The sequence below is a fragment of the Paraburkholderia sp. RL18-085-BIA-A genome, from assembly GCF_046027075.1.
Classification (GTDB): domain Bacteria; phylum Pseudomonadota; class Gammaproteobacteria; order Burkholderiales; family Burkholderiaceae; genus Paraburkholderia.
The window spans coordinates 1-21,346 of the sequence record NZ_JARESU010000066.1; the positions used below are offsets into that span (position 1 = coordinate 1).

Sequence of the window (21,346 nt, forward strand, 5' to 3'; positions counted from 1 at the left end):
ACCATCATTTATCCGCAGTTGCGCGACTTCATCCTCGAGTACAACAAGGCGGCGAAGGTGGTGAAGGAAAAGGCTGAAGCCTGATCTAATTACCGCGCGCGCAGCAGTTGATCGACCACAACGGCCTCTCTGGAGGCCGTTGTTGTTTGTAGATCACGTCTGGTTTTTGATGCGTGCTCTGGATGCGTGTTCGTGAGCGGCGCCAGTTGGCAACGCGCCCACGCCACCCGCCTACTTGCGCAACAGATACGCGAGCAGCAGCTCGGTGTTCATCTGAATCACTTCACTGCGCTCGGCGGCACTGCTGAAATCGCGGCCGAGCGTCGCTTCGAGCGTGAAACGGTTCGACACGATGTAGTAGCCCATCCCCGACAGCGTCACGTAAAAGCGCAACGGATCGACATTGGTGCGAAACAGCCCCGCCCGTTGCCCGCGTTCGAGAATACCGCCGAGCGTGGCGACGATCGGCGAGATCATTTCGCGGATACGCGTCGACTTCTGCATGTAGCGTGCTTCATGCAGGTTCTCGTTGTTGATGAGCCGCAGCAGCTCGGGATGATCGCGGTAGTAATCCCAAACAAAATGCGCAAGACGCGTAACGGCCTCGACCGGCGCGACGCCATTCAGTTCGAGCGTGCGTTCCGCTTCGTTGAGCGCGCTGAATGCGTGCTCGAGTACCGCAGTGAATAGCTGCTCCTTGCTACCGAAGTAGTAATAGAGCATGCGTTCATTCGTTTCCGCGCGGCGAGCAATCTGATCGACGCGCGCGCCGAATAGCCCACCATTCGCAAACTCTTCTGCCGCCGCAAGCAGAATGCGGCGCCTCGTGCCTTCAGGATCTCTTTTGATTTTCGGCTGATTCATGGTGGCATCGTCTTCGTGAGCCGCGTTATCCGGATCGCGCCGCCGGCCTCTCCTCGGGCCTTGCACCGACAGCGTTGAACGGGCGCGCCATGGTTGGGGGACACCCTTTTCTGCGGTCTTTCGAAAAAGCGCTTCGATTATGGCACATGGATTGCGGATGGCAATTGGGGAAATCGGCGATAATGTGGCATTTAGTTCAAGCTGTGCGGCCGCAAGGCAGGCCCCCACGTCGTGACCGTGACAGATATCAAAATACTGGCAGATCGCATCGAAGATCTGCTGCCCCAAACGCAATGCACCAAATGCGGTTATCCCGCATGCCGTCCTTATGCCGAAGCGGTCGCGAACGGCGAAGCCAATTACAACCAATGCCCGCCGGGTGGTGCCGAAGGTATCGCACGTCTCGCCGCGCTGCTCGGCAAACCGGTGATTCCGCTGAATTCCGCCAATGGCGTCGAACGGCCGCGTCCTTTGGCGGTTATCGACGAACAGGTTTGCATCGGCTGCACGTTGTGCATGCAGGCGTGTCCGGTCGATGCAATAGTTGGCGCACCGAAACAGATGCACACGGTAATCGCCGAACTCTGCACCGGCTGCGATTTGTGCGTGCCGCCATGTCCGGTCGACTGCATTTCGATGCCGCCGGTCACGGGCGAAGCAACCGGCTGGGACGCATGGAGCCAGAGCCAGGCCGACGCGGCGCGCGCGCGCCATGACCGGCGCGAAGCGCGTCTTGCGCGCGAGCGCGAAGCCGCCGAAGCGCGTGCCGCGGCCCGCCGCGCCGTCGGCAGCGCCGCTCTTCCGGAGGCCCAAACGGTGCAGACGGATACCGCGCCCGTCACGGATGACGCCGAAGCGAAGAAGCGCGCGATCATCCAGGCCGCGCTCGAACGCGCTCGCAAGAAGAAAGAAGAGTTGGCCGCCAAAGGCCACGGGCCGTTGAACACTGAGCGTGTCAGCGCCGACGTGCAGGCGCAGATCGACGCCGCCGAAGCGCGCCGCCGCCGTCTCGGACTTGCCGCCGACGACAACGACGGTTCGTCCAACCCTCGCTAAACGCACCCGCACGCACCCACACGCTCCGCATGAACGCGAACAAACGCCGCGCCATCTACGAAACGCTCCAGAGTCTGAACCCGCATCCGACGACCGAGCTCGAGTACACGACACCGTTCGAACTGCTGATCGCCGTGCTGTTGTCCGCGCAGGCCACGGACGTGTCGGTCAACAAGGCAATGCGCAAGATGTTCCCGGTCGCGAATACGCCGCAGCAGGTGTTCGATCTCGGCGAAGAAGGCGTCGCCGACTACATCAAGACGATCGGCCTTTACCGGACCAAGGCGAAGAACGTCATCGCGACCTGCCGCATTCTGCTCGACCAGTACGGCGGCGAAGTACCCGAGGACCGTGAAGCGCTCGAAAGCCTGCCGGGGGTAGGCCGCAAAACGGCCAACGTGATCCTGAACACGGCGTTCGGTCATCCGACCATCGCGGTGGACACGCACATCTTTCGGGTTGCCAATCGAACCGGGCTCGCGCCCGGCAAGGACGTTCGCGCAGTCGAAGCCGCGCTGGAGAAATTCACCCCCGCCGAGTTCAGGCAGGATGCGCACCACTGGCTGATTCTGCACGGCCGCTATGTCTGCAAAGCGCGCCGGCCCGAGTGCTGGCATTGCGTGATCGAGCCGCTGTGCGAATTCCGGCCGAAGACGCCGCCGCCGGATCTCTGAGCGCGCGGGCCGCCAGCAGGCCGCGCGGCCCCGGCGTAAAATGCTCGCCTGCGCTTGCCTCGCACGCCCCACTCCAACGCACCGGTTCCACGATGTTCAATCCCAGCCGCGACGAAGTTCGTCTTTTTTTCACCGACGCCTGGCGCAAGCAGCGTCAAGGCGAGATTCTGACGCCGCTCGAGGCGATTGCCGCCGACTGGATCATCGAGCATCCCGAATATCATGCCGACCTGAGCGATACTGACGCCGCCAAGGCGCAGGACTACTCGCCCGAGCGCGGGCAGACCAATCCGTTCCTGCATCTGTCGATGCATCTGGCGATCAGCGAACAGCTGTCGATCGACCAGCCGCCCGGCATTCGCGCAGCGCACGAGCGGCTCGCCGCCCGCCTCGGTTCGACGCACGAAGCGCAGCACGCGATCATGGACTGCCTCGGCGAAACCATCTGGGAAGCGCAGCGCACTGGCACGCCGCCGGACACGGATGCCTATTTGCAGCGGATCGAGCGGCGCGCCACGCGCGATTGAGCGCTTAGCCACGGGCCGCCCGAAAGCGCCTCGACTCATAGCGGATTACCCGAAGCCGCTCGCCTCACAACGGACCGCCCAAAACAAAACACCCCGCCGAGGCGGGGTGTCATTCAATTCAATCCGGATGCGGCGCGCTTATTTCTTCTGCACCAGGTCGCCGCTCAGCGATTCGACATAAGCCGCGATGTCTTTCATATCACTTTGCGACAGGCTCTGCACCTGCGCCTGCATGATCGCGTTGTTGCGGCCGAGGTGCGGGTTGCCGACGCCCATCTGGTACTGGCGCAGCGCCCAGTAGATGTAGTCGGCGTGCTGACCGGCGAGCTTCGGATACTCCGGGACCACCGGCTTGTTCAGGTTCACGCCGTGACAGGCCGCGCAGTTGTGGCTGTCGGCCAGCACCTTGCCGTTGCCGGCGTCGGCGGCGTGCGCGACGTCCGCTGCAACCAGACCGATCACTGCCGCCGACGCGCATGCAGCCTTGAACACCGTGTGGAGTGTCTGTTGGGGCTTAATCATGAATTCTCCTATCCCGCGAATATTGATAGCCGGGTGACCGACGCCGATCACTTGTCGGGATTGTTTTTCGAAGAGGAATTTTGCGCCGCGTAGTAGGCAGCGATGTCGGCGATGTCCTGGTCCGACAGCGAGACGGCGATGGCATGCATCGTATCGAAATGGCGGTCGCCCTTCTTGTAGCCGCGCAGGGCATTTTCCAGGTACGTCTGATTCTGGCCGCCAAGCATCGGCACGCGATAAACCTCGGGGTAAGCCGTGCGGTACTCAGGGATGCCGTGGCAGCCAATACACATCGCGACCTTGTCCTGGCCCGCCTTGGCGTTGCCGACGACATCCGCTGCCTGCGCGCTGGCCGCAAAGCCCGCGAGCACCGACAACGCTGCGATCACGACATGTTTGCCGACGAATTTATTCATAGCAGGTAACCTGGCTTGAGGGGAACGGGCGCCCAAAAAGGCAACGGCCCGCGCCGTTCTTCTTATAGGGTAGCCACGCAGGCCAAAAAAATCGGGCTAATTGTACCGCGACGCCGCGCCGAACGTCCACAGCGCGGGGCCAGCGGCCCACCCGCCGACTGCAAAGCCCCGGCCCGCGCCACTCTACTGCTGCACGGCCGCCACGCGAGGCCTGGCCGATGCGCGGGCGCCCGGTCCGCCAAGCCCGACTCCGACACAACTCGACGCGGCAAGCCCGGCGCGAGCAAGCGCCTGGCGCACCGTGCGAACACCAAACGGGCACACCATCCGCTCGTGTCCATCACATGCAACGCGCTGCGCCACACGCGCTCGCCGTGCGGCAACCCGGGCGACGCCGCGGCTCACACCATACGCGAGCCGGTTTCAGGCCAACAGGCCTTCTGACTTATACTGGGTTTTTTCCCGACCACGAGCACCTCGCCATGCGTTTCGAAGGCTCATCGCAGTACGTCGCCACCGACGACCTCAAGCTCGCGGTCAACGCCGCGATGACGCTGAAGCGTCCCTTGCTGATCAAGGGCGAACCGGGCACGGGCAAGACCATGCTCGCCGAAGAGGTCGCCGCCGCACTCGGCATGCCGCTGCTGCAGTGGCATATCAAGTCCACCACCAAGGCCCAGCAGGGTCTGTACGAATACGACGCCGTCTCGCGGCTGCGCGATTCGCAGCTCGGCGACGAGCGCGTCAAGGAAATCCGCAACTACATCGTCAAGGGCGTGCTGTGGCAGGCATTCGAGTCGGACCAGCAAACCGTGCTGCTGATCGACGAGATCGACAAGGCCGACATCGAATTCCCGAACGACTTGCTGCGCGAACTCGACCGCATGGAGTTCTACGTGTACGAGACCCACGAGCTGGTGTGCGCCAAACAGCGCCCGCTCGTGATCATCACGTCGAACAACGAGAAGGAGCTGCCCGACGCGTTCCTGCGCCGCTGCTTTTTCCACTACATCAAGTTTCCCGACCCGCTCACCATGCAGCAGATCGTCGAGGTGCACTACCCCGGCATCAAGAAGGAACTGCTCGCCGCGGCAATGCAGAGCTTCTTCGAACTGCGCAACGTCGCGGGGCTGAAGAAGAAGCCATCCACCTCGGAGCTGCTCGACTGGCTCAAGCTGCTGCTCGCCGAAGACATTCCGCCCGAAGCGCTGCGCTCGTCGGACCAGAAGCAGATCATCCCGCCGCTGCACGGCGCGCTGCTGAAGAACGAACAGGACGTGAGCCTGTTCGAGCGGCTGATCTTCATGAACCGCAACAACCGTTGAGCGACCGCGAGGCAGCCGCCGGTCGAGTGACGGCTCGAGTCACAGCTTAACTCGCAGATTGACTCACGACCCGCGGCCCCGCGCGCCGCATCGACCATTCGCCGCTGAAGGGGACACAGCATGCTGATCGACTTCTTCTATTCGCTGCGCGCCGCCAAACTGCCGGTGTCGGTGAAGGAATACCTGACGCTGCTCGAAGCGCTCAAGGCCAACGTGATCGCGCCGTCGCTCGACGACTTCTACTATCTCGCGCGCATCACGCTGGTCAAGGACGAACAGTATTTCGACAAGTTCGACCAGGCGTTCGGCGCGTATTTCAACGGTGTCGCGGTAGCCTCGGAGCCGGCGTTCGACGTACCGCTCGACTGGCTGAAGAAGAAGCTGCAGCGCGACCTGTCGCCGGAAGAAAAAGCGCAGATCGAAGCGATGGGCGGCCTCGACAAGCTGATGGAGCGTCTCAAGGAACTGTTCGACGAACAGAAGGGGCGCCACGAAGGCGGCAGCAAATGGATCGGCACGGGCGGCACGTCACCGTTCGGCAATGGCGGCTACAACCCGGAAGGCGTGCGCATCGGCGGCGATGCGGCGGGCAACCGCACCGCCGTGAAGGTCTGGGAAGCACGCGCGTATCGCGACTACGACGACCAGGTGGAAATCGGCACGCGCAACATCAAGGTCGCGCTGCGCCGCCTGCGCCGCTTCGCGCGCGAAGGCGCCGCCGAAGAACTGGACCTGCCCGACACGATCCGCAGCACCGCCGCGAATGCCGGCTGGCTCGACCTGAAGATGGTGCCCGAGCGGCATAACAAGGTGAAAGTGCTGATGCTGCTCGATGTGGGCGGCTCGATGGACGATCACATCAAGCGCACTGAAGAGCTGTTCTCCGCCGCGAAGGCCGAGTTCAAGCATCTCGAGTTTTATTACTTCCACAACTGCGTGTACGACTTCCTGTGGAAGAACAATCGCCGCCGTCACGCCGAGCGCATGCCGACATGGGACGTGCTGCACAAGTTCGCGTCCGACTACAAGCTGATCTTCGTCGGCGACGCGACCATGAGCCCCTACGAAGTGCTGCAACCGGGCGGCTCGGTCGAATACAACAACGCCGAAGCCGGCGCGGTGTGGCTGCGCCGGCTCGCGGATCACTTCCCGCATCACGCATGGCTCAATCCCGAACCGGAAGGTTTGTGGGCGTACCGGCAATCGGTCAGCGCGATCCGCGAAGTGCTCGGACACCGCATGTATCCGCTCACGCTCGCCGGGCTGGAGACCGCGATGCGCATGCTGAGCAAATAACCCTGTTACATCGCTGTCAGGCACTACCCTCAACTATAAGAAAGCATCTGCATGAGTCCTTCTTCATCGCCCGAGTTGTCCCCGGCCGCGACGCCGTCCAGGCGCCTCAATCCGATCGCCGACACCTCGCTCTCCACCATCGTCGCCGGCTTCGTCGCGATGATGACGGGCTACACCAGTTCGCTCGTTCTGATGTTCCAGGCGGGCCAGGCCGCGCACCTGAGCAACGCGCAGATTTCATCGTGGATCTGGGCGCTGTCGATCGGCATGGCCGTGTGCTCGATCGGTCTGTCGCTGCGCTTTCGCGCGCCGATCGTGATCGCGTGGTCGACGCCCGGCGCGGCGCTGCTGGTGTCGTCGCTGCCGCATGTGGCTTATGCCCAGGCGATCGGCGCGTTCATCGTCTGCGCGGCGCTATTGACCATAGTCGGCCTGACCGGCTGGTTCGACACGCTGATGAAGAAGATCCCGGCCGGCATCGCCTCGGCCTTGCTGGCCGGCATCCTGTTCGAGATTGGCATCGAGATTTTCCGCGCCGCGCAGTTCCAGACCGCGCTCGTGCTGACGATGTTCTTCACCTATCTGATCGTCAAACGGCTCGCGCCGCGCTACGCGATCGTGACGACGCTGATCGTCGGCACGGCCGCCGCTGCATGGCTCGGGCTGCTCGATTTCAGCCACTTTCGCGTCGCGCTCGCGCACCCTGTGTTCACGATGCCGGCGTTCTCGGTGGCGGCCAGCGTGAGCATCGGAATTCCGCTGTTCGTCGTCGCGATGGCGTCGCAGAACGTGCCGGGCATCGCCGTGCTGCGCGCGGACGGCTACACCACGCCGTCCGCGCCGCTGATTTCGACGACCGGTATCGCGTCGCTGCTGCTCGCGCCGTTCGGCTCGCACGGCATCAATCTTGCGGCGATCACGGCGGCCATCTGCACCGGCCCCGAAGCGCACGAAAACCGCGACAAGCGCTACACCGCCGCGGTCTGGGGTGGCATTTTCTATCTGCTTGCGGGCGTTTTCGGCGCGACCATCGCGGCCTTGTTCGCGGCCTTGCCGAAGGCGCTGGTGGTCTCCGTCGCGGCGCTGGCGCTGTTCGCCTCGATCATGAGCGGCCTCGCCAACGCGATGCAGGACGTGAAGCAGCGCGAGGCGGCGCTGGTGACATTCATGGTGACGGCCTCCGGCCTGACGCTGCTGTCCATCGGCTCGGCATTCTGGGGGCTGGTGGCGGGCGTGCTGACGCAAGTGGTGCTGAACGCGCGGCGCGCGTGATGAGTTGATGGCGGACGGTTGACGCTGCAACGCGATCGGCCTCGTGCGGACGGCCTGAACGGCCAACCGCTCGCCCGCACAGCCAGCGCGACGAGAGCCGCCCCACGACAATCCACACCGCGCGTCGTCAGCGCCCGAAATCCGCGTGAACGGATCGCCGGGGCCAACTGTCAATACCGGATCAGGCGATCCGCCATAGAATAGAAGCATCCGGCAGCTTTGCCCGGCCACATTGCGGGCGGTGCTGCAGCGTGACCCGCGGCCGCCGGCGCTGATTTCGTCCCGTCAGTCCGGCGGCGACCTCATTTCTCCTGAACCACGGCGCGCACGCGCCCTGAAGGCACGAACATGACAACCGCACTCGATCAACTCAAGCAATACACCGTCGTCGTCGCCGATACCGGCGACTTCCAGCAGCTTGCCCAGTACAAGCCGCGGGACGCGACCACCAATCCGTCGCTGATCCTGAAAGCGGTGCAGAAAGACGACTACCGGCCGCTGCTCGAAAAGACCGTGAAAGCGCATGCGTCCAAGCCGGTCGGCGCGATCATCGACCAGTTGCTGATCGCCTTCGGCACCGAAATCCTCAAAATCATCCCGGGCCGCGTGTCGACCGAAGTCGACGCGCGCCTGTCGTTCAACGTCGAAGCCTCGATCGCCAAGGGCCGCGAGTTGATCTCGCTGTACAAGGAGCACGGCATTGGCCCCGAACGCGTGCTGATCAAGCTGGCCTCGACGTGGGAAGGCGTCCGCGCGGCCGAAGTGCTGCAGAAGGAAGGTATCCACTGCAACATGACGCTGCTGTTCTCGCTCGCGCAGGCCGCGGCCTGCGCCGAAGCGGGCGCGCAACTGATCTCGCCGTTCGTCGGCCGCATCTACGACTGGTACAAGAAGAATGCCGGCAGCGCGTGGGACGAAGCGAAAGACGGCGGCGCCAACGATCCGGGCGTCAAATCGGTGCGCCGCATTTATACGTACTACAAGAAGTTCGGCTACAAGACTGAAGTGATGGGCGCGAGTTTCCGCACGCCAGGTCAGATTCTGGAACTGGCCGGCTGCGACCTCTTGACCATTAGCCCGGATCTGCTGCAGAAGCTGCAGGACAGCACCGACAAGGTCGAGCGCAAGCTCTCGCCGGAGTTGTCCGACAACGCGAACATCGAGCGCGTGCCGGTCGACGAAGCGTCGTTCCGTTTCCTCGTCAACGACGAGGCCATGGCGACCGAAAAGCTCGCCGAAGGCATCCGCGCGTTCGCTGCGGACGCGATCAAGCTGGAAAAGCTGATCGAAGCGCTGCGTTAAGCGTGGCTTCCCGCGCCGTGTGATTCACGCGGCCGGTCAGGCAAGCGGTCCTGGACCTCACGGTTCAGGGCCGCTTGGCGTTTATGGGCCACGCTTCGGCCCGCGCTTCGCCGCACACTTCGGAGCCCCAGTTCCGATCACAGGTGCAGTCGCCCGGGCCGCTGTAGTCTCCTACGCAATAACGTCACAATCGACGCCACAACACGCGACTACAATCGACTTCACGCACTTTCCCCGCCACGGTTGGCCGGGGCCATGACGGTGCCGCCGACTTTATTCCGGGAGACGATCATGTACGTTCAGCCCTACGTGTTTTTCAACGGCCGTTGCGAGGAAGCGCTCGCGTATTACAGCGAGAAGCTCGGCGCCGAAGTAACGTTCAAGATGCGCTACAAGGAAGCGCCGCCGGACGCGGAAAACCAGCCGCGCCCCGGTCTCGAAGAAAAAATCATGCACGCCAGCGTGCGGATGGGTTCGACCGACTGGATGGCCTCCGACGGCAATTGCGATCCCGCCGCCAGTCCGATGAGCGGCTTCAGTCTGTCGCTGACGGCCGACGACAGCGCGTCCGCCGAGAAATACTTCAACGCGCTGGCCGATGGCGGCCAGGTGATGCTGCCGTTCCAGGCGACCTTCTGGAGCAAGGGGTTCGGGATGGTGGTGGATCGCTTCGGTCTGATGTGGATGGTGACGTTGCCGCAGGAAGCTTGAAACGCTTCGGCGAAGTGGCCGTGAAGTAGCCGGAGCGGGAACGCCCGGCTGACCATGGCGAAGACTGAGGTCGCCGCGCCGGCGCATGCCGGCGACGGCGGACTGAAGCGCTGCGGTGCAGAGGCTGAGAGCAGAAACGTCGCCCCCTCGCGCCTCAACCTACCCCTTCCGCAGTCCCCTCGCATGCCGCTCGATATTCCAGTTCGACTCGGTCTCCAGCAACAGCGCGCGCAACCGCTCCACCTGCTCCGCGAGCCGCTGCCCGAGCCAGTACGGCCCTTGCAAATCGGGCGGCAGCCCCAGCGCCGCGCCGCCGTGCGTCTGCGCGAGCGGCGACGCGGCCGGAATGCCGAAGTGCGTCGCGCGCCCGAAGCGCAGCGCACGCGCGATCGCGAGCAGAATCGCCCGCACTGAACGCACCTCGACGCCGCATTGCTGCGCATACGCGGCGCGGGCCCCGGCATCCGCATGCAGTGGACCGGTCGCAAGCAACTCCAGCGCGCTGAGCACCGAGCGATGCAGCCGCTGGATCTCTTCCAGTTTCGCCTGCGGCACGTCGATTTCCTTCGCCACCGACGGCATCAGCGAGCGCAATTGCACCAGCCGCTTGTTGATTTCCAGAAAGCGCCTGACCTGCTCCTCTTCGCTGACGGTCTCGCCATCCAGCAGGCGCGCGTAGATCGACGCGCATTCGCGCAGATTGGCCGCGAGCCCGTAACGCCACGAATACGTCGCGTGCAACGGCAGCGCGAACGAAAACGCCAGCGCGATCACGATGCCGATCAGCACGTTCAGCGTGCGCCAGAGTCCGACATCAATCAGGTTGTCGCCATGACCCGCGACGATGCACATCGTGATCGCCGTCAGCAGCCCGACATAGCCGGACGAACCGATCGCGAACCATGCGCAGATCGACGCGACGATCGCCATCAGCACATAGGTGAGCGGCAGCGAGCCGATCAGGTTCTGCTGCAGGATCAGCAACAGCCCGATCGACGCGCCGAGCAGCGTCCCCGCCGCGCGCTCGGCCGCCTTCTTACGGATGTTGCCGTGATGCTGCAAGCCGCCGATCACCACCAGCAGCGTCACCGACGACCAGATGCCGTGCGGAATGTCGATACCGGTGGTCGCGAGAATCGAGACCAGCATCGCGAGGCCGACGCGCAGGCTGTGCAGCACCTTCGCGTGGCGATAGCGGTAGTAAGGCGAGGTCACCGCGCGAACCATCCGGCTGAGCGCCGGGCGGCGTGGAATCACGGTACGGGAATCGGCAGAAGCCATGGCGGCGTAACGTACCCATGAAGGCCCCATGAAGAACCGATGAAGGCCCCATGAAGGTCGCGTTGAAGGACGGTTCCGCTATCCTGCCCTGACTGCCCGCCAAAGACAAACGCCCGCAAACTTTCGTCTGCGGGCGCTGCGTCGTTCAACGCTCCGCACCGGATGAAACCGGACGGCGCGCAGCCGGGCGATCAGCCTTCGACCACATCAAGATAATCTTCCGGACGGGTGCGGTCTTCGGCGCGCTGCATGCCGAACACGCGCACCAGCAGGCTCACCACTACCGCCACCACCAGGTTCACGATCAGCGACCACACCGCCGCATAGCCCGGAATCGCGATGCCGAACAGGTGGATCGTGAAGATCGAGCTGGCCAGCTTCAGCGAGATCGCCATCCACGTGCCGGTGGCGATGCCGACCGCCCAGCCCGCCAGCAGTCCGCGGTAGTCGAGCACCCGCGTGTACAGCCCCAGCACGATGGCCGGCAGCGTCTGGATGATCCAGATGCCGCCGAGCAACTGCAACTGGATCGCATAGGTGAGCGGCAGGCCGAGAATGAACGCAACCGCGCCGACCTTGACGATCAGCGAGACCAGCTTCGCGACGTTGGTCTCCTGCTCGTGCGTCATGTTGCGGTTGATGAACTCCTTGTGCACGTTGCGCGTATACAGATTCGCTGCCGCGATCGACATGATCGCCGCCGGCACCAGCGCGCCGATCCCGATCGCCGCGAACGCCACGCCGACGAACCACGACGGGAAGAAGTGCAGGAACAGCGCCGGCACCGCGAAGTTCGGCCCGAATGCCTTGAAGTACGGCACGAATTCCGGCATGTCCTTCACGCCGGCCGCGAGCGCCATGTAGCCGAGCAGCGCGAGCAGACCAAGCACCAGCGAATAGGCCGGCAAGAGCGCCATGTTGCGGCGGATCGTGTTGCCCGACTTCGACGACAGCACCGCGGTGATCGAATGCGGATACAGGAACAGCGCGAGCGCCGAGCCGACCGCTAGCGTCGCGTAGGCGCTGTAGCCGTTCAGACTCGACACGTCAGGCGACTTCAGCAGCAGCTTGGCCGGCGGCACCACGCCAAAGATATGGCCGAAGCCGCCCAGCTGCGGCGGAATCACGATGATCGCGGCGAAGATCGTCACGTAGATGAGGATGTCCTTGACCACTGCGATCATTGCTGGCGCGCGCAGGCCCGACGTGTATGTGTAGGCGGCTAGAATCGCGAACGCGATGATCAGCGGCAGATCGCCGACGAAGCCCTGGGTGTCGAAGCCGAGCGCGCCGATCACCACTTCGATGCCGACCAGTTGCAGCGCGATGTACGGCATGGTCGCGACGATGCCGGTCACGGCGATCGCCAGCGCGAGCATGCGGCTGCCATAGCGGGCCGACACGAAGTCCGCCGACGTCACGTAGCCGTGGCGCTTGGCGATGCTCCACAGTTTGGGGAACACGACGAACGCGAACGGATAGATCAGGATCGTGTACGGCAGTGCAAAGAAACCGGTTGCGCCCGCACCGAACACCAGCGCCGGCACGGCGATGAACGTGTACGCGGTGTACAGGTCGCCGCCCAGCAGGAACCACGTGACGATGGTGCCGAAGCGCCGGCCGCCGAGGCCCCACTCTTCCAGATGGGCGAGATCGCCACGCCGCCAGTGAGCCGCGACGAAGCCGAGAATCGTGACCCCGATGAAAAACAGAACGAAGACGAAAGTCGCAGTGGCGTTCATCGTTGCGCGCCCCCTTGCGAACGGCCCGTGTAGCGCGATTTGGTCTTGAAGTACACGAGCGCCGTAATGACCGCGCTGATCAGCACCCACAGCAGCTGATACCAGTAGAAGAACGGGAAGTCGAACAGTTGCGGTTCGATCCTGTTGTACGAAGGCACCCAGATCATCGCGATCCAGGGCAGCAGCAGCAACCAGAGCCAGTGCTTGCTGGCTTTGTTCGCGTCGGCGTCGTGAGCCATGACGTCTCCTCTTTCCTATTTTTGAATTGTTGGGCCCGTGGTTGACGGGAGGTGGTTCCCGCGGCGGGTGGCTACGGGCACCCCGAAAGCTCCGAAAGAGTATAGGAGCCGCGAACTCGCGGTCAAGCAGGGACGACCCGAGGCGCAACGGCGTTTTAACGGCGGATGAGGCAGGAACGCAGCGTGCTGGAGCGGGACGCGCGGGTGTGCGCGTGTGTGACGGCGACGTGTGTTATGCGTAATCGGATTGATTGGAGTCGAGCGTCAGGCGAGAGGAAGCAGATGATTTGCAGCGCTGAATGCTGGTGGGTGCGGCTGCCACGGCGGAAGCGCCGCTGGGGGGTTCGGTCTGGTTGACGGGGCGGCGGGCGTTCGGGGCCGGCGGAGTTGAAGTTGCCCCAGCTCGTGGAGTCTGGCGCGCGTGGAGTGCTTGACGCAGTCAAGACACTCCGGCCGCCCGGCACGCGCCGCAGCGACGCTCAGATCGAGAACGACGCGCCTTTCTGACCGGTCGATTCCTGCAGCCCCTTGATCCACTTGCGCGCCGGCAAGCCAAGTTCGGCTTCGATCAGCTTCGCGCGTGTCTGCAGCGCGGTGAACGGCACGTCGAGCGCCGGGCCCGAAAACGCAATCGCGATGCGGTTACCGTCGTGCACTTCCGGCAGCGCGATCACGCGGCCGTCGAATGCTTCGTTCAGACGCTTCATGTTGCGCACGAAGCTCGGATGATCGCCGAACAGGTTCACCGTCACCATGCCCGCATCGGTCAGACACGCGCGCGCCGCGCGATAGAAGCCGACGCTGTCGAGCACCGGACCGCGCGCGGTTGCATCGTACACGTCGATCTGCAACGCGCCGATCGTGCCGTGGTTGGCGCTGTCGTTGACGAAGTCCCACGCGTCGGTTTCGTGCACGGTCAGCCGCGCGTCGTCGTGCGGCAGCTCGAACATTGTGCGCGCGGCCACCACGACCGCCGGGTTCACTTCGACCGCCTCGACCTTCGCGCGCTTCAGGAAGCGGTGCGCGAACTTGGTCAGCGACGCCGCGCCCAGCCCGAGTTGAACGATGCGCTTCGGGGTCTCGATGAACAGCAGCCAGGCCATCATCTGCTGCGCGTATTCGAGTTCGATGTGATCCGGCTTGCGCAGACGCATCGCGCCTTGCACCCATTCCGTGCCGAAATGCAGGAAGCGCACGCCGCCCTCTTCGGAGAACGTCACCGGCGCGAAACGCGGCTTGCGCGGCGCTTCGATTTGCGGCGCGTCGTGCAGATCGTCGTCGTATTCGGCGCGCTTGTTGTTGCGAGTGGTTTTCCGCGCGATTTTCTGTTTGCCGCCGGTGCTTTCAGCGTCCCGGTTACGGAAGACACGCGCCTCGGCCGAAGCGCGCTTGATCAATTTCGTCATGTGAGGATGTCGCGCCAGAGACGCAATTTTTGGTCGAACGAGAGCATAGCATTCGCCGGACTCGACGAAGGCAATACGAGGGTGGCGTAGCCCGCCGCGCCGATCACCGGCGCGAAGCGGCCCGCCGTCTTGCCGTTAAAGCAAATTTTGCGCAGTAGCGGCGCATGCGCATGCAACGACGCGAAGTCGTTCGGTTGCGCGTTGCGAATCGCCGAATCGAGACTTCCCTGGCGATGGCATGCGTCGAGCACGTCCCAAATGCCGATGCGATGAGCGAGCACGCGCGTCAATCGCTCGTCGTACGGCAACTCGTGGAGCGCAGGCTCGTCGAGCACCGCGCCGAGCAGGCGCCAGAACTGGTTGCGCGGATGCGCGTAGTACTGGGTCGCGGCGAGCGACGCCTCGCCGGGAAAGCTGCCCAGAATCAGCGTATGCGTATCCGCGGCGACGATGGGGGGAAAGCCGCGCAGCATCAGCGACTCCCCTCGCCCGACGCGCGCGGCGCGGGATGGGCGCGCGACGCGGTGTGCTCGAGCGCACGGCCGTGTTCACGCACGCGCGGCGGCGCGACGTGAGGTGCCTGGGTTTGCGCAGCTGCGACGCCCTCGCTCGCATCGCCCGCCCCCGACGCAGATGCAGATGTGGGCGCCAGATGCGCCCACAGTGCCGGCAACATGCACTCGGTCACCATCAACGGTGCGCCGTGGCGCTCGAACACCGAGCGGCGCGCGACCAGTGCATGCGGCGGCACACCGTCGACTTCATGCGCAGCCAGCCGGTACAACGGATGACGCGCGCCGACCCTGCGGCTCACCAGCGCCGAACGCGCGACGCTGCTGTCGCTATACAGCAGTTCGGCGAGCGGCCGCGTGCGTAAGCGCCGCGTGGCGTGCCACACGCCGACGCTCGCCGCGCGAGGCGTTACGCTATGCGCCGCGACAAACGGCACACCATCCACCGACAGCACCACTTCGCGCACCCACACCGGCGCGCGCGGCGCGAGACCGAGTGCGGCGCACTCGTCGGGCCACGGCAGCGCGACGCGTTCTCGCGTGACGCGCACCGCGACCGCGCCGAGCGCGCGCAGATGCGCCGTCAGCGAACCACCACGGGTCAACCAGTCTTTCTGGGCGGCGCTAAAGCCGGGCAAGGGCGCGACGCGCCAGTGGGCGTCGGCGGCATCGAAACGGATAGGCATGGTGTCGGATTATAACGGCGCGGCCAGGCGGGGTTTTCCGCCCGCGCGTAGGGCTTCGCTGCGCGGCGCTCCCGCGACAAGGACAGCGCCAATGCCATTCACATCGACGCGGATGCCGATGCACCAACCTGCTTGCCGTTTTCGGACACGGCTGATTCCCCCACTCAGCGACGCGCGATAAAACCTTCGTGCTTTAGGCAAGCCGGCGGTTCGTCCGCGTTCGAAGGACGCGCCGTCCCAACGGACAATCAACGAGGGAGAAGAAGATGAAAACATTCCTGGGCGCAATGTCGTGCGCGTTTTCGGTATTACTGGTGGCGGGCTGCGCCGCGCCGCTCAATCGCGCTACGGAAGTTGCGCTGAACAAGGCGGTCGGCATCGACGTGGCGTCGGTCGCGGACGGCGTCGCGGTCAAGCTGCCCGAAAACGCGTTGTTCGACTTCAACAAGTCCGAAGTGCGCGCCGATTCGGGTGCGGTGGTCGACCGTTCGGCGGTTCTGCTCAAGCGCAGCAAGCAGCCGATCGTCGTCGAGGGTTATACCGACAACGTCGGCACCCTCGAATACAACCAGGAATTGTCTGAAGCGCGCGCGACCTCGGTGGGATATGCGCTGGTCGCACGTGGCGTGGCGCAGCATCGCATTCGCACGAAGGGCAACGCGTACAACGACCCGGTGGCCAGCAACGATACGGCTGAAGGACGCGCATTGAACCGGCGCACGGAGATCATCGTGCGCGGTGAATCGATCGATACGCTGATGGGCAAGAAGTAGGCATCGGCGCACTCCGCAGCATTCAGGCGGCTTCGGCTTGCGCCTGCACGGCGCAAGCCCGGGCGTGCCGGGCGCGCGCCCGCTTCGAGTCACGCCATCCGCCGCCGCGCGACGCGTGCGCATCAACGCACGCCAGCTCAACGCTCCGCCGCATGCGTCGCCCGCGTCTGCCGGTCGGATGCGATCATCTTCTCCAGCCGCGCTACGACCCGCTCGACCACCGGCGCCCAGTTCGCCGGCTGCGGCTGCCTGAAGAGTTCGACCGAGTCATACCAGGGCTGTGCCTCTTCGTTACCCCACGACCAATGCGACACGTGATCGAGCATCGCGAACGCCGGATGCCCTAACGCGCCGCCGAGATGTAGCGGCGCGCTGTCGATCGTCACCAGCGCATCGAGTGCGCCGAGCTGCGCCGCGACGTCGTCGAAACCGGCTTCATAGCTGCCCGTCAAATCATGCAGCCGGTAGCCCTGCGCGGTGAGCGCCGCGACATCAGCGTAGCGTCCCGGCGTGAGCGGATAAAACGCGACGTTGCGCAGCGCGAGAAGCGGCGTTAGAGCGTCCAGCGGAATCGACCGCTTGGCATCGCGCCGATGTGTGGGGCTGCCGCACCACACGAGGCCGACATGCAGCTTCGCATCCAGCGCGCACGCGCGAACCCGCTCGCGCCACGCCGACACTTTCTTCGTATCGGCCCGCAAATACGCCGTGCCGCGTACCTCGTGCGGTTCAAGAGCGAGCACGAGCGGCACGCTCATCATCGGCAACACGTAATCCGGCTGGCCGAGCGGCCCGGCCTCAATCGACACGCAATCGGCGTAAAAGCGCGCGAACAGCGGCTGCAATGCGCGCCGCACGGCAAGCACCAGGCGGCCACCTTCGTCGCGCACCCGTTCGGCCAGTTGCGGCACGCAGCGAACCATCTGGATGTCGTCGCCGCTGCCCTGCTCGCTATACACGACGAGCGTCTTTCGGGCCAGCGCCTCGCCCTGCCAGCGCGGCGCCACGCGCGCCATCACGGTGATGATGTTGCGCGCCTCGCGGTCCTCGCGCGCGAGCCGTGCCAGCGCGCGCGGCCACGCGTGCGTCCACGCGCCGCGCCGCAATTCCAGATCGGCCAGATCCAGCGCTGCCTGTACCGCTGCGGGATCGACCCCGAGCGCCGCGCGCAGCGCCGTTTCGCTTTCGTCGTAACGCGCCTGCTCGCCGAGATACATGCCGATGCCGGCCAGCACATCCGCATTGCCGGGTGCGACGGCGTCCACCGCGCGCATGGTCGCCTCGGCCGCGGCGGCGTCGTTACACTGCCATTGCGCGTGACTGAGTTGCCATGCCATTTCCGCATCGGCCGGGTTGCGCGCGAGCCGTTCGCGGCACACGCGCTCCACCGTGGGCCAATCGCGTATCTCACGCGATGACAGCACGAGTTGCAACGGCAACGCGGGGTCGACGTCCGGGTCGAGCGCATACGCGCGCCACAGCGCCGCGCGACGCTCGGCCCGAGCGGCCGCTTCCGACTGCTCCGCCAGCACGATCGCCAGCCACCATGGAGCGCGCGCGTCAAGTGGCGCAAGGCGCTCGTAGGCGCGCAACATGTGCGCCGCCGCCGAGTGCGCGCCGCAGTGCTCGATCAGCCACACGATCCACGCGCGTGTCGCCGCGAGCGCCTGCGTGGCCGCCGTCAGTTCGCTATGACGCCGGGCGGCTTCGGCGCGGCCGAGCGCGTCGGCGAACAGCGCGAGCCGCGCATGGCGCTCTGCGCCCGTCTCCGCTTGCGCTTGCGCCTGCGACGCGCTGTGATACGCCGCTTCGAAATGCCCTGCGCTCGCGCACAGGTCGGCATGCAATTGCCGCGTGCCGCCTGTCGCGGCGAGTTCGACCGCGCGCCGGGCGGCGGCGTCGAAACCTTGCTCGCGCAGGATCGACCACAGCAGATGAACGGAATCGGCGGGCGTGGGCGAGGCGGAATCGGACATGGGGCTCCAGCGAGGGGTTCAGAGCGTGAGGGCGATGCGCGAATACGTCGTGCGGAATAAAGACTCACGCAAAGGGGGACTTAATAGCAGGCGCGTCAGCGAACATAAGAGCGCACGCGTCATCGACTCAAAAATCACGGATAGTCCTTCAAGTTTCTTATTTTCAAAGCAATCGAATAAGACGAAACCGCGCTTTTATATCTTGCAACTTGATCTCAATGTGTAGTCGTTGATTATTTTTATTTAGTTAACCATAATGAATTTAAATCGACTCAAGCTTAAGCCATGGCAGTCGATCCATTCGACAGAAAACACTTCGGAGTCCAACTTGAATACTGAAAATCTTAAAGAAACTTCTGATCGTATCGCCCGCCTTGCGACGCTCGTCTTGCAACGCACCGACGCCACGTATCAGGAAAAAGAACTGGCAGGCTCGGCGCTGGCGCAGCACCACACGGAGAAGCAGACCAGCCGGGCCATCGGCAGTCTCGCGGCCAGGCTGCTCGGCGACCACACGTCCAGTTACGAGACGAAAGAACTGGCTGGCTGCGTGCTCGCGCAAGTACGTCACGCGCAGGAGCCGGGTTCCGCTGCTTGATGAATTCTGGCTGAGCGCCTTCGCCTGACACGTCGAAACCGGCGGCGTGATCCGCGCCGCCGCGACGGGCAAAAAAAATGCGCTGCCGAAGCAGCGCATTTTTCAACAACCAACGTCAGTGCGACGCTGTCAGCTCATGCCGACGTCATGCTCACCGCGCGCTCACCCTGCGCGCGCCAGCAGCAATGCATTGGTCCGCTTCACGAAGCTTGCCGGATCTTCCAGCGCGCCGCCTTCGGCAAGCAAGGCCTGATCGAACAACAGATGGCACCAGTCGTCGAAGTTCGCGCTGTCCGCGTGCAAGCCCTTGACCAGCGCATGCTCCGGATTCACTTCGAGAATCGGGTGGAAGGACGGCGCCTGCTGGCCGGCGGCCTTCAGCATGCGCTGCAGATAGCCGCTCATTTCGCCATCGTCGGCGACGAGGCACGACGGCGAGTCGGTCAGACGGAACGTCAGACGCACGTCCTTCGCCTTGTCCTTCAGCGCTTCCTTCATCTTCTCGACGAGCGGCTTGAACTCTTCGCCGACCTTTTCCTGCGCCTGCTTTTCCTCGTCGTTCAGCGCGCCCAGATCAAGGTCGCCACGCGCCACGCTTTGCAGCGGCTTGCCGTCGAATTCGTTGAGGAACGACAGCATCCACTCATCGACGCGATCGGTCAGCAGCAGCACTTCCACACCCTTCTTGCGGAACACTTCGAGATGCGGGCTGTGAGTCGCGGCCTGCCAGGTGTCGGCGGTGACGTAGTAGATCTTGGTTTGCTCGGGCTTCATGCGCGCGACGTAGTCGGCCAGCGACACGGTCTGCTCCGGCGTTTCAGTATGCGTGGACGCAAAGCGCACCAGCTTCGCGACGCGCTCGCGATTGGCGAAATCTTCGCCGATGCCTTCCTTCAGCACCTGGCCGAATTCCTTCCAGAAGCCGGCGTACTTTTCCTTGTCGGCGTCGTTCTCCGAGTTGGCCAACTCTTCGAGCATCGACAGCGAGCGCTTGGTCACGCCCTCGCGAATCGCCTTCACGTCGCGGCTTTCCTGCAGGATTTCGCGCGACACGTTCAGCGGCAAATCGCTCGAATCGACCACGCCCTTCACGAAACGCAGATACGCCGGCAGCAGTTGCTCGGCGTCGTCCATGATGAACACGCGCTTCACGTACAGCTTCAGGCCGCCGCGCTGCTCGCGGTTCCACAGGTCGAACGGCGCGTGGCTCGGCACGTACAGCAGTTGCGTGTATTCGCTGCGGCCTTCCACACGGTTGTGGGTCCACGTGAGCGGGTCCTGATGATCGTGCGAGATGTGCTGATAGAACTGCTTGTACTGCTCTTCGCTGATGTCGTTCTTCGCGCGGCTCCATAGCGCGCTCGCCTGGTTGACGGTCTCGTCCTCGTCCTTCGTGACCATCTCGCTCTTTTCCGCGTCCCACTCTTCCTTCTTCATCAGGATCGGCAGCGCGACGTGGTCCGAGTACTTCTGGATGATCGACTTCAGACGATGCGACGACAGCAGGTCGTCCTCATCGGCACGCAGATGCAGCGTGATGGTGGTGCCGCGCGCGGCGCGCTCGATCTGCTCGACCGCGAAATCGCCCTCGCCCGCGCTGACCCAGCGCACGCCTTCCGAGGCCGGCAAACCGGCGCGGCGCGTTTCGACCGTGATCTTGTCGGCGACGATGAAGCCCGAATAGAAGCCCACGCCGAACTGGCCGATCAGCGCCGCATCTTTCTGCTGGTCGCCAGAGAGCTTGCCGAAGAACTCCTTGGTGCCCGAGCGGGCGATCGTGCCGAGGTGCGCGATCGTTTCGTCGCGGCTCATGCCGATGCCGTTGTCGTCGAGCGTGACGGTGCGCGCGGCCTTGTCGTATGACACGCGAATCCGCAGGTTCGAATCGTTCTCGTACAGCGCGCTGTTTTCGATCGCCTCGAAGCGCAGCTTGTCGGCCGCGTCGGATGCGTTCGAGATCAGCTCGCGCAGAAAGATTTCCTTGTTGCTGTACAGCGAATGGATCATCAGTTGCAGAAGCTGTTTCACTTCTGCCTGAAAGCTCATGGTTTCTTGTGCCATGGTCGGACTTCCTCTCTGTTGCGAATGGGGATCAGGCTGGGCCTGGCGCTCAGGCGACAGCGGCGTTCGGCGCGCCGGACCGCGGCGCCGGGCCGCCGGGACCGGCG

At 64.2% G+C, this 21,346-nt stretch carries 21 protein-coding genes; 10 read left to right on the forward strand and 11 right to left on the reverse strand.

The window, feature by feature from the left end; translation table 11 throughout:
• Window positions 1–231: 231 nt before the first annotated feature.
• Window positions 232–864, reverse strand: coding sequence for a TetR/AcrR family transcriptional regulator (locus P0D89_RS32135; RefSeq protein ID WP_042327581.1), 633 nt, complete (start codon window positions 862–864; stop codon window positions 232–234).
• Between the two features lie 237 nt (window positions 865–1,101).
• Here P0D89_RS32135 and rsxB point away from each other — a divergent pair, with 237 nt between their 5' ends.
• From rsxB to P0D89_RS32150, 3 genes are all read left to right on the forward strand, one after another.
• Window positions 1,102–1,920 carry an electron transport complex subunit RsxB gene (gene rsxB / locus P0D89_RS32140; RefSeq protein WP_408364417.1) on the forward strand — a complete coding sequence of 273 codons (819 nt, stop codon included), beginning with the start codon at window positions 1,102–1,104 and terminating at the stop codon, window positions 1,918–1,920.
• Window positions 1,921–1,949: 29 nt separating this feature from the next.
• Window positions 1,950–2,594 carry an endonuclease III gene (gene nth, locus P0D89_RS32145; protein ID WP_408364412.1) on the forward strand — a complete coding sequence of 215 codons (645 nt, stop codon included), beginning with the start codon at window positions 1,950–1,952 and terminating at the stop codon, window positions 2,592–2,594.
• Window positions 2,595–2,686: 92 nt separating this feature from the next.
• The gene (locus tag P0D89_RS32150; RefSeq protein WP_408364410.1) at window positions 2,687–3,121 is read left to right on the forward strand and encodes a DUF1841 family protein; all 435 of its coding nucleotides are present in this window, start codon (window positions 2,687–2,689) and stop codon (window positions 3,119–3,121) included.
• Window positions 3,122–3,259: 138 nt separating this feature from the next.
• On the opposite strand, the gene P0D89_RS32155 is transcribed toward P0D89_RS32150, so the two are convergent.
• Window positions 3,260–3,643, reverse strand: coding sequence for a c-type cytochrome (locus P0D89_RS32155; protein ID WP_408364408.1), 384 nt, complete (start codon window positions 3,641–3,643; stop codon window positions 3,260–3,262).
• 47 nt (window positions 3,644–3,690) lie between these two features.
• The gene (locus P0D89_RS32160; protein ID WP_408364406.1) at window positions 3,691–4,059 is read right to left on the reverse strand and encodes a c-type cytochrome; all 369 of its coding nucleotides are present in this window, start codon (window positions 4,057–4,059) and stop codon (window positions 3,691–3,693) included.
• A gap of 482 nt (window positions 4,060–4,541) precedes the next feature.
• On the opposite strand from P0D89_RS32160, the gene P0D89_RS32165 reads away from it, so the two are divergent.
• The 5 genes from P0D89_RS32165 (at window position 4,542) to P0D89_RS32185 (ending at window position 9,965) form a co-directional block, all read left to right on the forward strand.
• Window positions 4,542–5,384, forward strand: coding sequence for an AAA family ATPase (locus P0D89_RS32165; protein WP_408364405.1), 843 nt, complete (start codon window positions 4,542–4,544; stop codon window positions 5,382–5,384).
• Between the two features lie 120 nt (window positions 5,385–5,504).
• On the forward strand, window positions 5,505–6,680 hold the full coding sequence (locus P0D89_RS32170) for a vWA domain-containing protein (protein ID WP_408364403.1): 1,176 nt from the start codon (window positions 5,505–5,507) through the stop codon (window positions 6,678–6,680).
• Between the two features lie 51 nt (window positions 6,681–6,731).
• Window positions 6,732–7,952 (forward strand): benzoate/H(+) symporter BenE family transporter, encoded by a 1,221-nt coding sequence (locus P0D89_RS32175; RefSeq protein ID WP_408364401.1) that lies wholly within the window; start codon window positions 6,732–6,734, stop codon window positions 7,950–7,952.
• Between the two features lie 348 nt (window positions 7,953–8,300).
• Window positions 8,301–9,254: a transaldolase gene (tal, locus tag P0D89_RS32180; RefSeq protein WP_408364399.1), complete on the forward strand. Its 954-nt coding sequence runs from the start codon at window positions 8,301–8,303 to the stop codon at window positions 9,252–9,254.
• Between the two features lie 291 nt (window positions 9,255–9,545).
• On the forward strand, window positions 9,546–9,965 hold the full coding sequence (locus tag P0D89_RS32185) for a VOC family protein (RefSeq protein WP_408364397.1): 420 nt from the start codon (window positions 9,546–9,548) through the stop codon (window positions 9,963–9,965).
• 159 nt (window positions 9,966–10,124) lie between these two features.
• Here P0D89_RS32185 and P0D89_RS32190 read toward each other — a convergent pair whose 3' ends face one another.
• The 6 genes from P0D89_RS32190 to P0D89_RS32215 form a co-directional block, all read right to left on the reverse strand.
• Window positions 10,125–11,246: an FUSC family protein gene (locus tag P0D89_RS32190; RefSeq protein ID WP_408364395.1), complete on the reverse strand. Its 1,122-nt coding sequence runs from the start codon at window positions 11,244–11,246 to the stop codon at window positions 10,125–10,127.
• Window positions 11,247–11,437: 191 nt separating this feature from the next.
• Complete coding sequence (gene mctP, locus P0D89_RS32195; RefSeq protein WP_408364393.1) at window positions 11,438–12,988, reverse strand: monocarboxylate uptake permease MctP; 1,551 nt, start codon at window positions 12,986–12,988, stop codon at window positions 11,438–11,440.
• Complete coding sequence (locus P0D89_RS32200; protein WP_408364391.1) at window positions 12,985–13,227, reverse strand: DUF3311 domain-containing protein; 243 nt, start codon at window positions 13,225–13,227, stop codon at window positions 12,985–12,987. The genes mctP and P0D89_RS32200 overlap by 4 nt, the downstream gene beginning before the upstream one ends.
• A 479-nt stretch (window positions 13,228–13,706) precedes the next feature.
• A complete protein-coding gene (locus P0D89_RS32205; RefSeq protein WP_408364389.1) occupies window positions 13,707–14,633 on the reverse strand; it encodes a class I SAM-dependent methyltransferase in 927 nt (308 codons plus the stop codon).
• Window positions 14,630–15,106, reverse strand: coding sequence for a DNA-deoxyinosine glycosylase (locus P0D89_RS32210; protein WP_408364387.1), 477 nt, complete (start codon window positions 15,104–15,106; stop codon window positions 14,630–14,632). The genes P0D89_RS32205 and P0D89_RS32210 overlap by 4 nt, the downstream gene beginning before the upstream one ends.
• Window positions 15,106–15,831 (reverse strand): chorismate--pyruvate lyase family protein, encoded by a 726-nt coding sequence (locus tag P0D89_RS32215; protein WP_408364385.1) that lies wholly within the window; start codon window positions 15,829–15,831, stop codon window positions 15,106–15,108. The genes P0D89_RS32210 and P0D89_RS32215 overlap by 1 nt, the downstream gene beginning before the upstream one ends.
• Before the next feature lie 266 nt (window positions 15,832–16,097).
• On the opposite strand from P0D89_RS32215, the gene P0D89_RS32220 reads away from it, so the two are divergent.
• On the forward strand, window positions 16,098–16,604 hold the full coding sequence (locus tag P0D89_RS32220; RefSeq protein ID WP_408364383.1) for an OmpA family protein: 507 nt from the start codon (window positions 16,098–16,100) through the stop codon (window positions 16,602–16,604).
• Window positions 16,605–16,741: 137 nt separating this feature from the next.
• Here the strand turns inward: P0D89_RS32220 and P0D89_RS32225 are convergent, their stop codons facing one another.
• Window positions 16,742–18,580, reverse strand: a complete 1,839-nt coding sequence (locus tag P0D89_RS32225) for a hypothetical protein (protein ID WP_408364381.1) — start codon at window positions 18,578–18,580, stop codon at window positions 16,742–16,744.
• Between the two features lie 328 nt (window positions 18,581–18,908).
• Here P0D89_RS32225 and P0D89_RS32230 point away from each other — a divergent pair, with 328 nt between their 5' ends.
• The gene (locus P0D89_RS32230) at window positions 18,909–19,178 is read left to right on the forward strand and encodes a hypothetical protein (RefSeq protein ID WP_408364379.1); all 270 of its coding nucleotides are present in this window, start codon (window positions 18,909–18,911) and stop codon (window positions 19,176–19,178) included.
• Window positions 19,179–19,340: 162 nt separating this feature from the next.
• Here P0D89_RS32230 and htpG read toward each other — a convergent pair whose 3' ends face one another.
• On the reverse strand, window positions 19,341–21,239 hold the full coding sequence (gene htpG / locus P0D89_RS32235; RefSeq protein WP_408364377.1) for a molecular chaperone HtpG: 1,899 nt from the start codon (window positions 21,237–21,239) through the stop codon (window positions 19,341–19,343).
• Window positions 21,240–21,346: the final 107 nt, after the last annotated feature.

What these genes read in the sequence shown, in the direction of transcription:
- P0D89_RS32135 (WP_042327581.1), bottom strand. Translation starts at nt 864, where the DNA reads ATGAATCAGCCGAAAATCAAAAGAGATCCTGAAGGCACGAGGCGCCGC.
- nth (WP_408364412.1), top strand. Translation starts at nt 1,950, where the DNA reads ATGAACGCGAACAAACGCCGCGCCATCTACGAAACGCTCCAGAGTCTG.
- P0D89_RS32150 (WP_408364410.1), top strand. Translation starts at nt 2,687, where the DNA reads ATGTTCAATCCCAGCCGCGACGAAGTTCGTCTTTTTTTCACCGACGCC.
- P0D89_RS32155 (WP_408364408.1), bottom strand. Translation starts at nt 3,643, where the DNA reads ATGATTAAGCCCCAACAGACACTCCACACGGTGTTCAAGGCTGCATGC.
- P0D89_RS32160 (WP_408364406.1), bottom strand. Translation starts at nt 4,059, where the DNA reads ATGAATAAATTCGTCGGCAAACATGTCGTGATCGCAGCGTTGTCGGTG.
- P0D89_RS32165 (WP_408364405.1), top strand. Translation starts at nt 4,542, where the DNA reads ATGCGTTTCGAAGGCTCATCGCAGTACGTCGCCACCGACGACCTCAAG.
- P0D89_RS32170 (WP_408364403.1), top strand. Translation starts at nt 5,505, where the DNA reads ATGCTGATCGACTTCTTCTATTCGCTGCGCGCCGCCAAACTGCCGGTG.
- P0D89_RS32175 (WP_408364401.1), top strand. Translation starts at nt 6,732, where the DNA reads ATGAGTCCTTCTTCATCGCCCGAGTTGTCCCCGGCCGCGACGCCGTCC.
- tal (WP_408364399.1), top strand. Translation starts at nt 8,301, where the DNA reads ATGACAACCGCACTCGATCAACTCAAGCAATACACCGTCGTCGTCGCC.
- P0D89_RS32185 (WP_408364397.1), top strand. Translation starts at nt 9,546, where the DNA reads ATGTACGTTCAGCCCTACGTGTTTTTCAACGGCCGTTGCGAGGAAGCG.
- P0D89_RS32190 (WP_408364395.1), bottom strand. Translation starts at nt 11,246, where the DNA reads ATGGCTTCTGCCGATTCCCGTACCGTGATTCCACGCCGCCCGGCGCTC.
- mctP (WP_408364393.1), bottom strand. Translation starts at nt 12,988, where the DNA reads ATGAACGCCACTGCGACTTTCGTCTTCGTTCTGTTTTTCATCGGGGTC.
- P0D89_RS32200 (WP_408364391.1), bottom strand. Translation starts at nt 13,227, where the DNA reads ATGGCTCACGACGCCGACGCGAACAAAGCCAGCAAGCACTGGCTCTGG.
- P0D89_RS32205 (WP_408364389.1), bottom strand. Translation starts at nt 14,633, where the DNA reads ATGACGAAATTGATCAAGCGCGCTTCGGCCGAGGCGCGTGTCTTCCGT.
- P0D89_RS32210 (WP_408364387.1), bottom strand. Translation starts at nt 15,106, where the DNA reads ATGCTGCGCGGCTTTCCCCCCATCGTCGCCGCGGATACGCATACGCTG.
- P0D89_RS32215 (WP_408364385.1), bottom strand. Translation starts at nt 15,831, where the DNA reads ATGCCTATCCGTTTCGATGCCGCCGACGCCCACTGGCGCGTCGCGCCC.
- P0D89_RS32220 (WP_408364383.1), top strand. Translation starts at nt 16,098, where the DNA reads ATGAAAACATTCCTGGGCGCAATGTCGTGCGCGTTTTCGGTATTACTG.
- P0D89_RS32225 (WP_408364381.1), bottom strand. Translation starts at nt 18,580, where the DNA reads ATGTCCGATTCCGCCTCGCCCACGCCCGCCGATTCCGTTCATCTGCTG.
- htpG (WP_408364377.1), bottom strand. Translation starts at nt 21,239, where the DNA reads ATGGCACAAGAAACCATGAGCTTTCAGGCAGAAGTGAAACAGCTTCTG.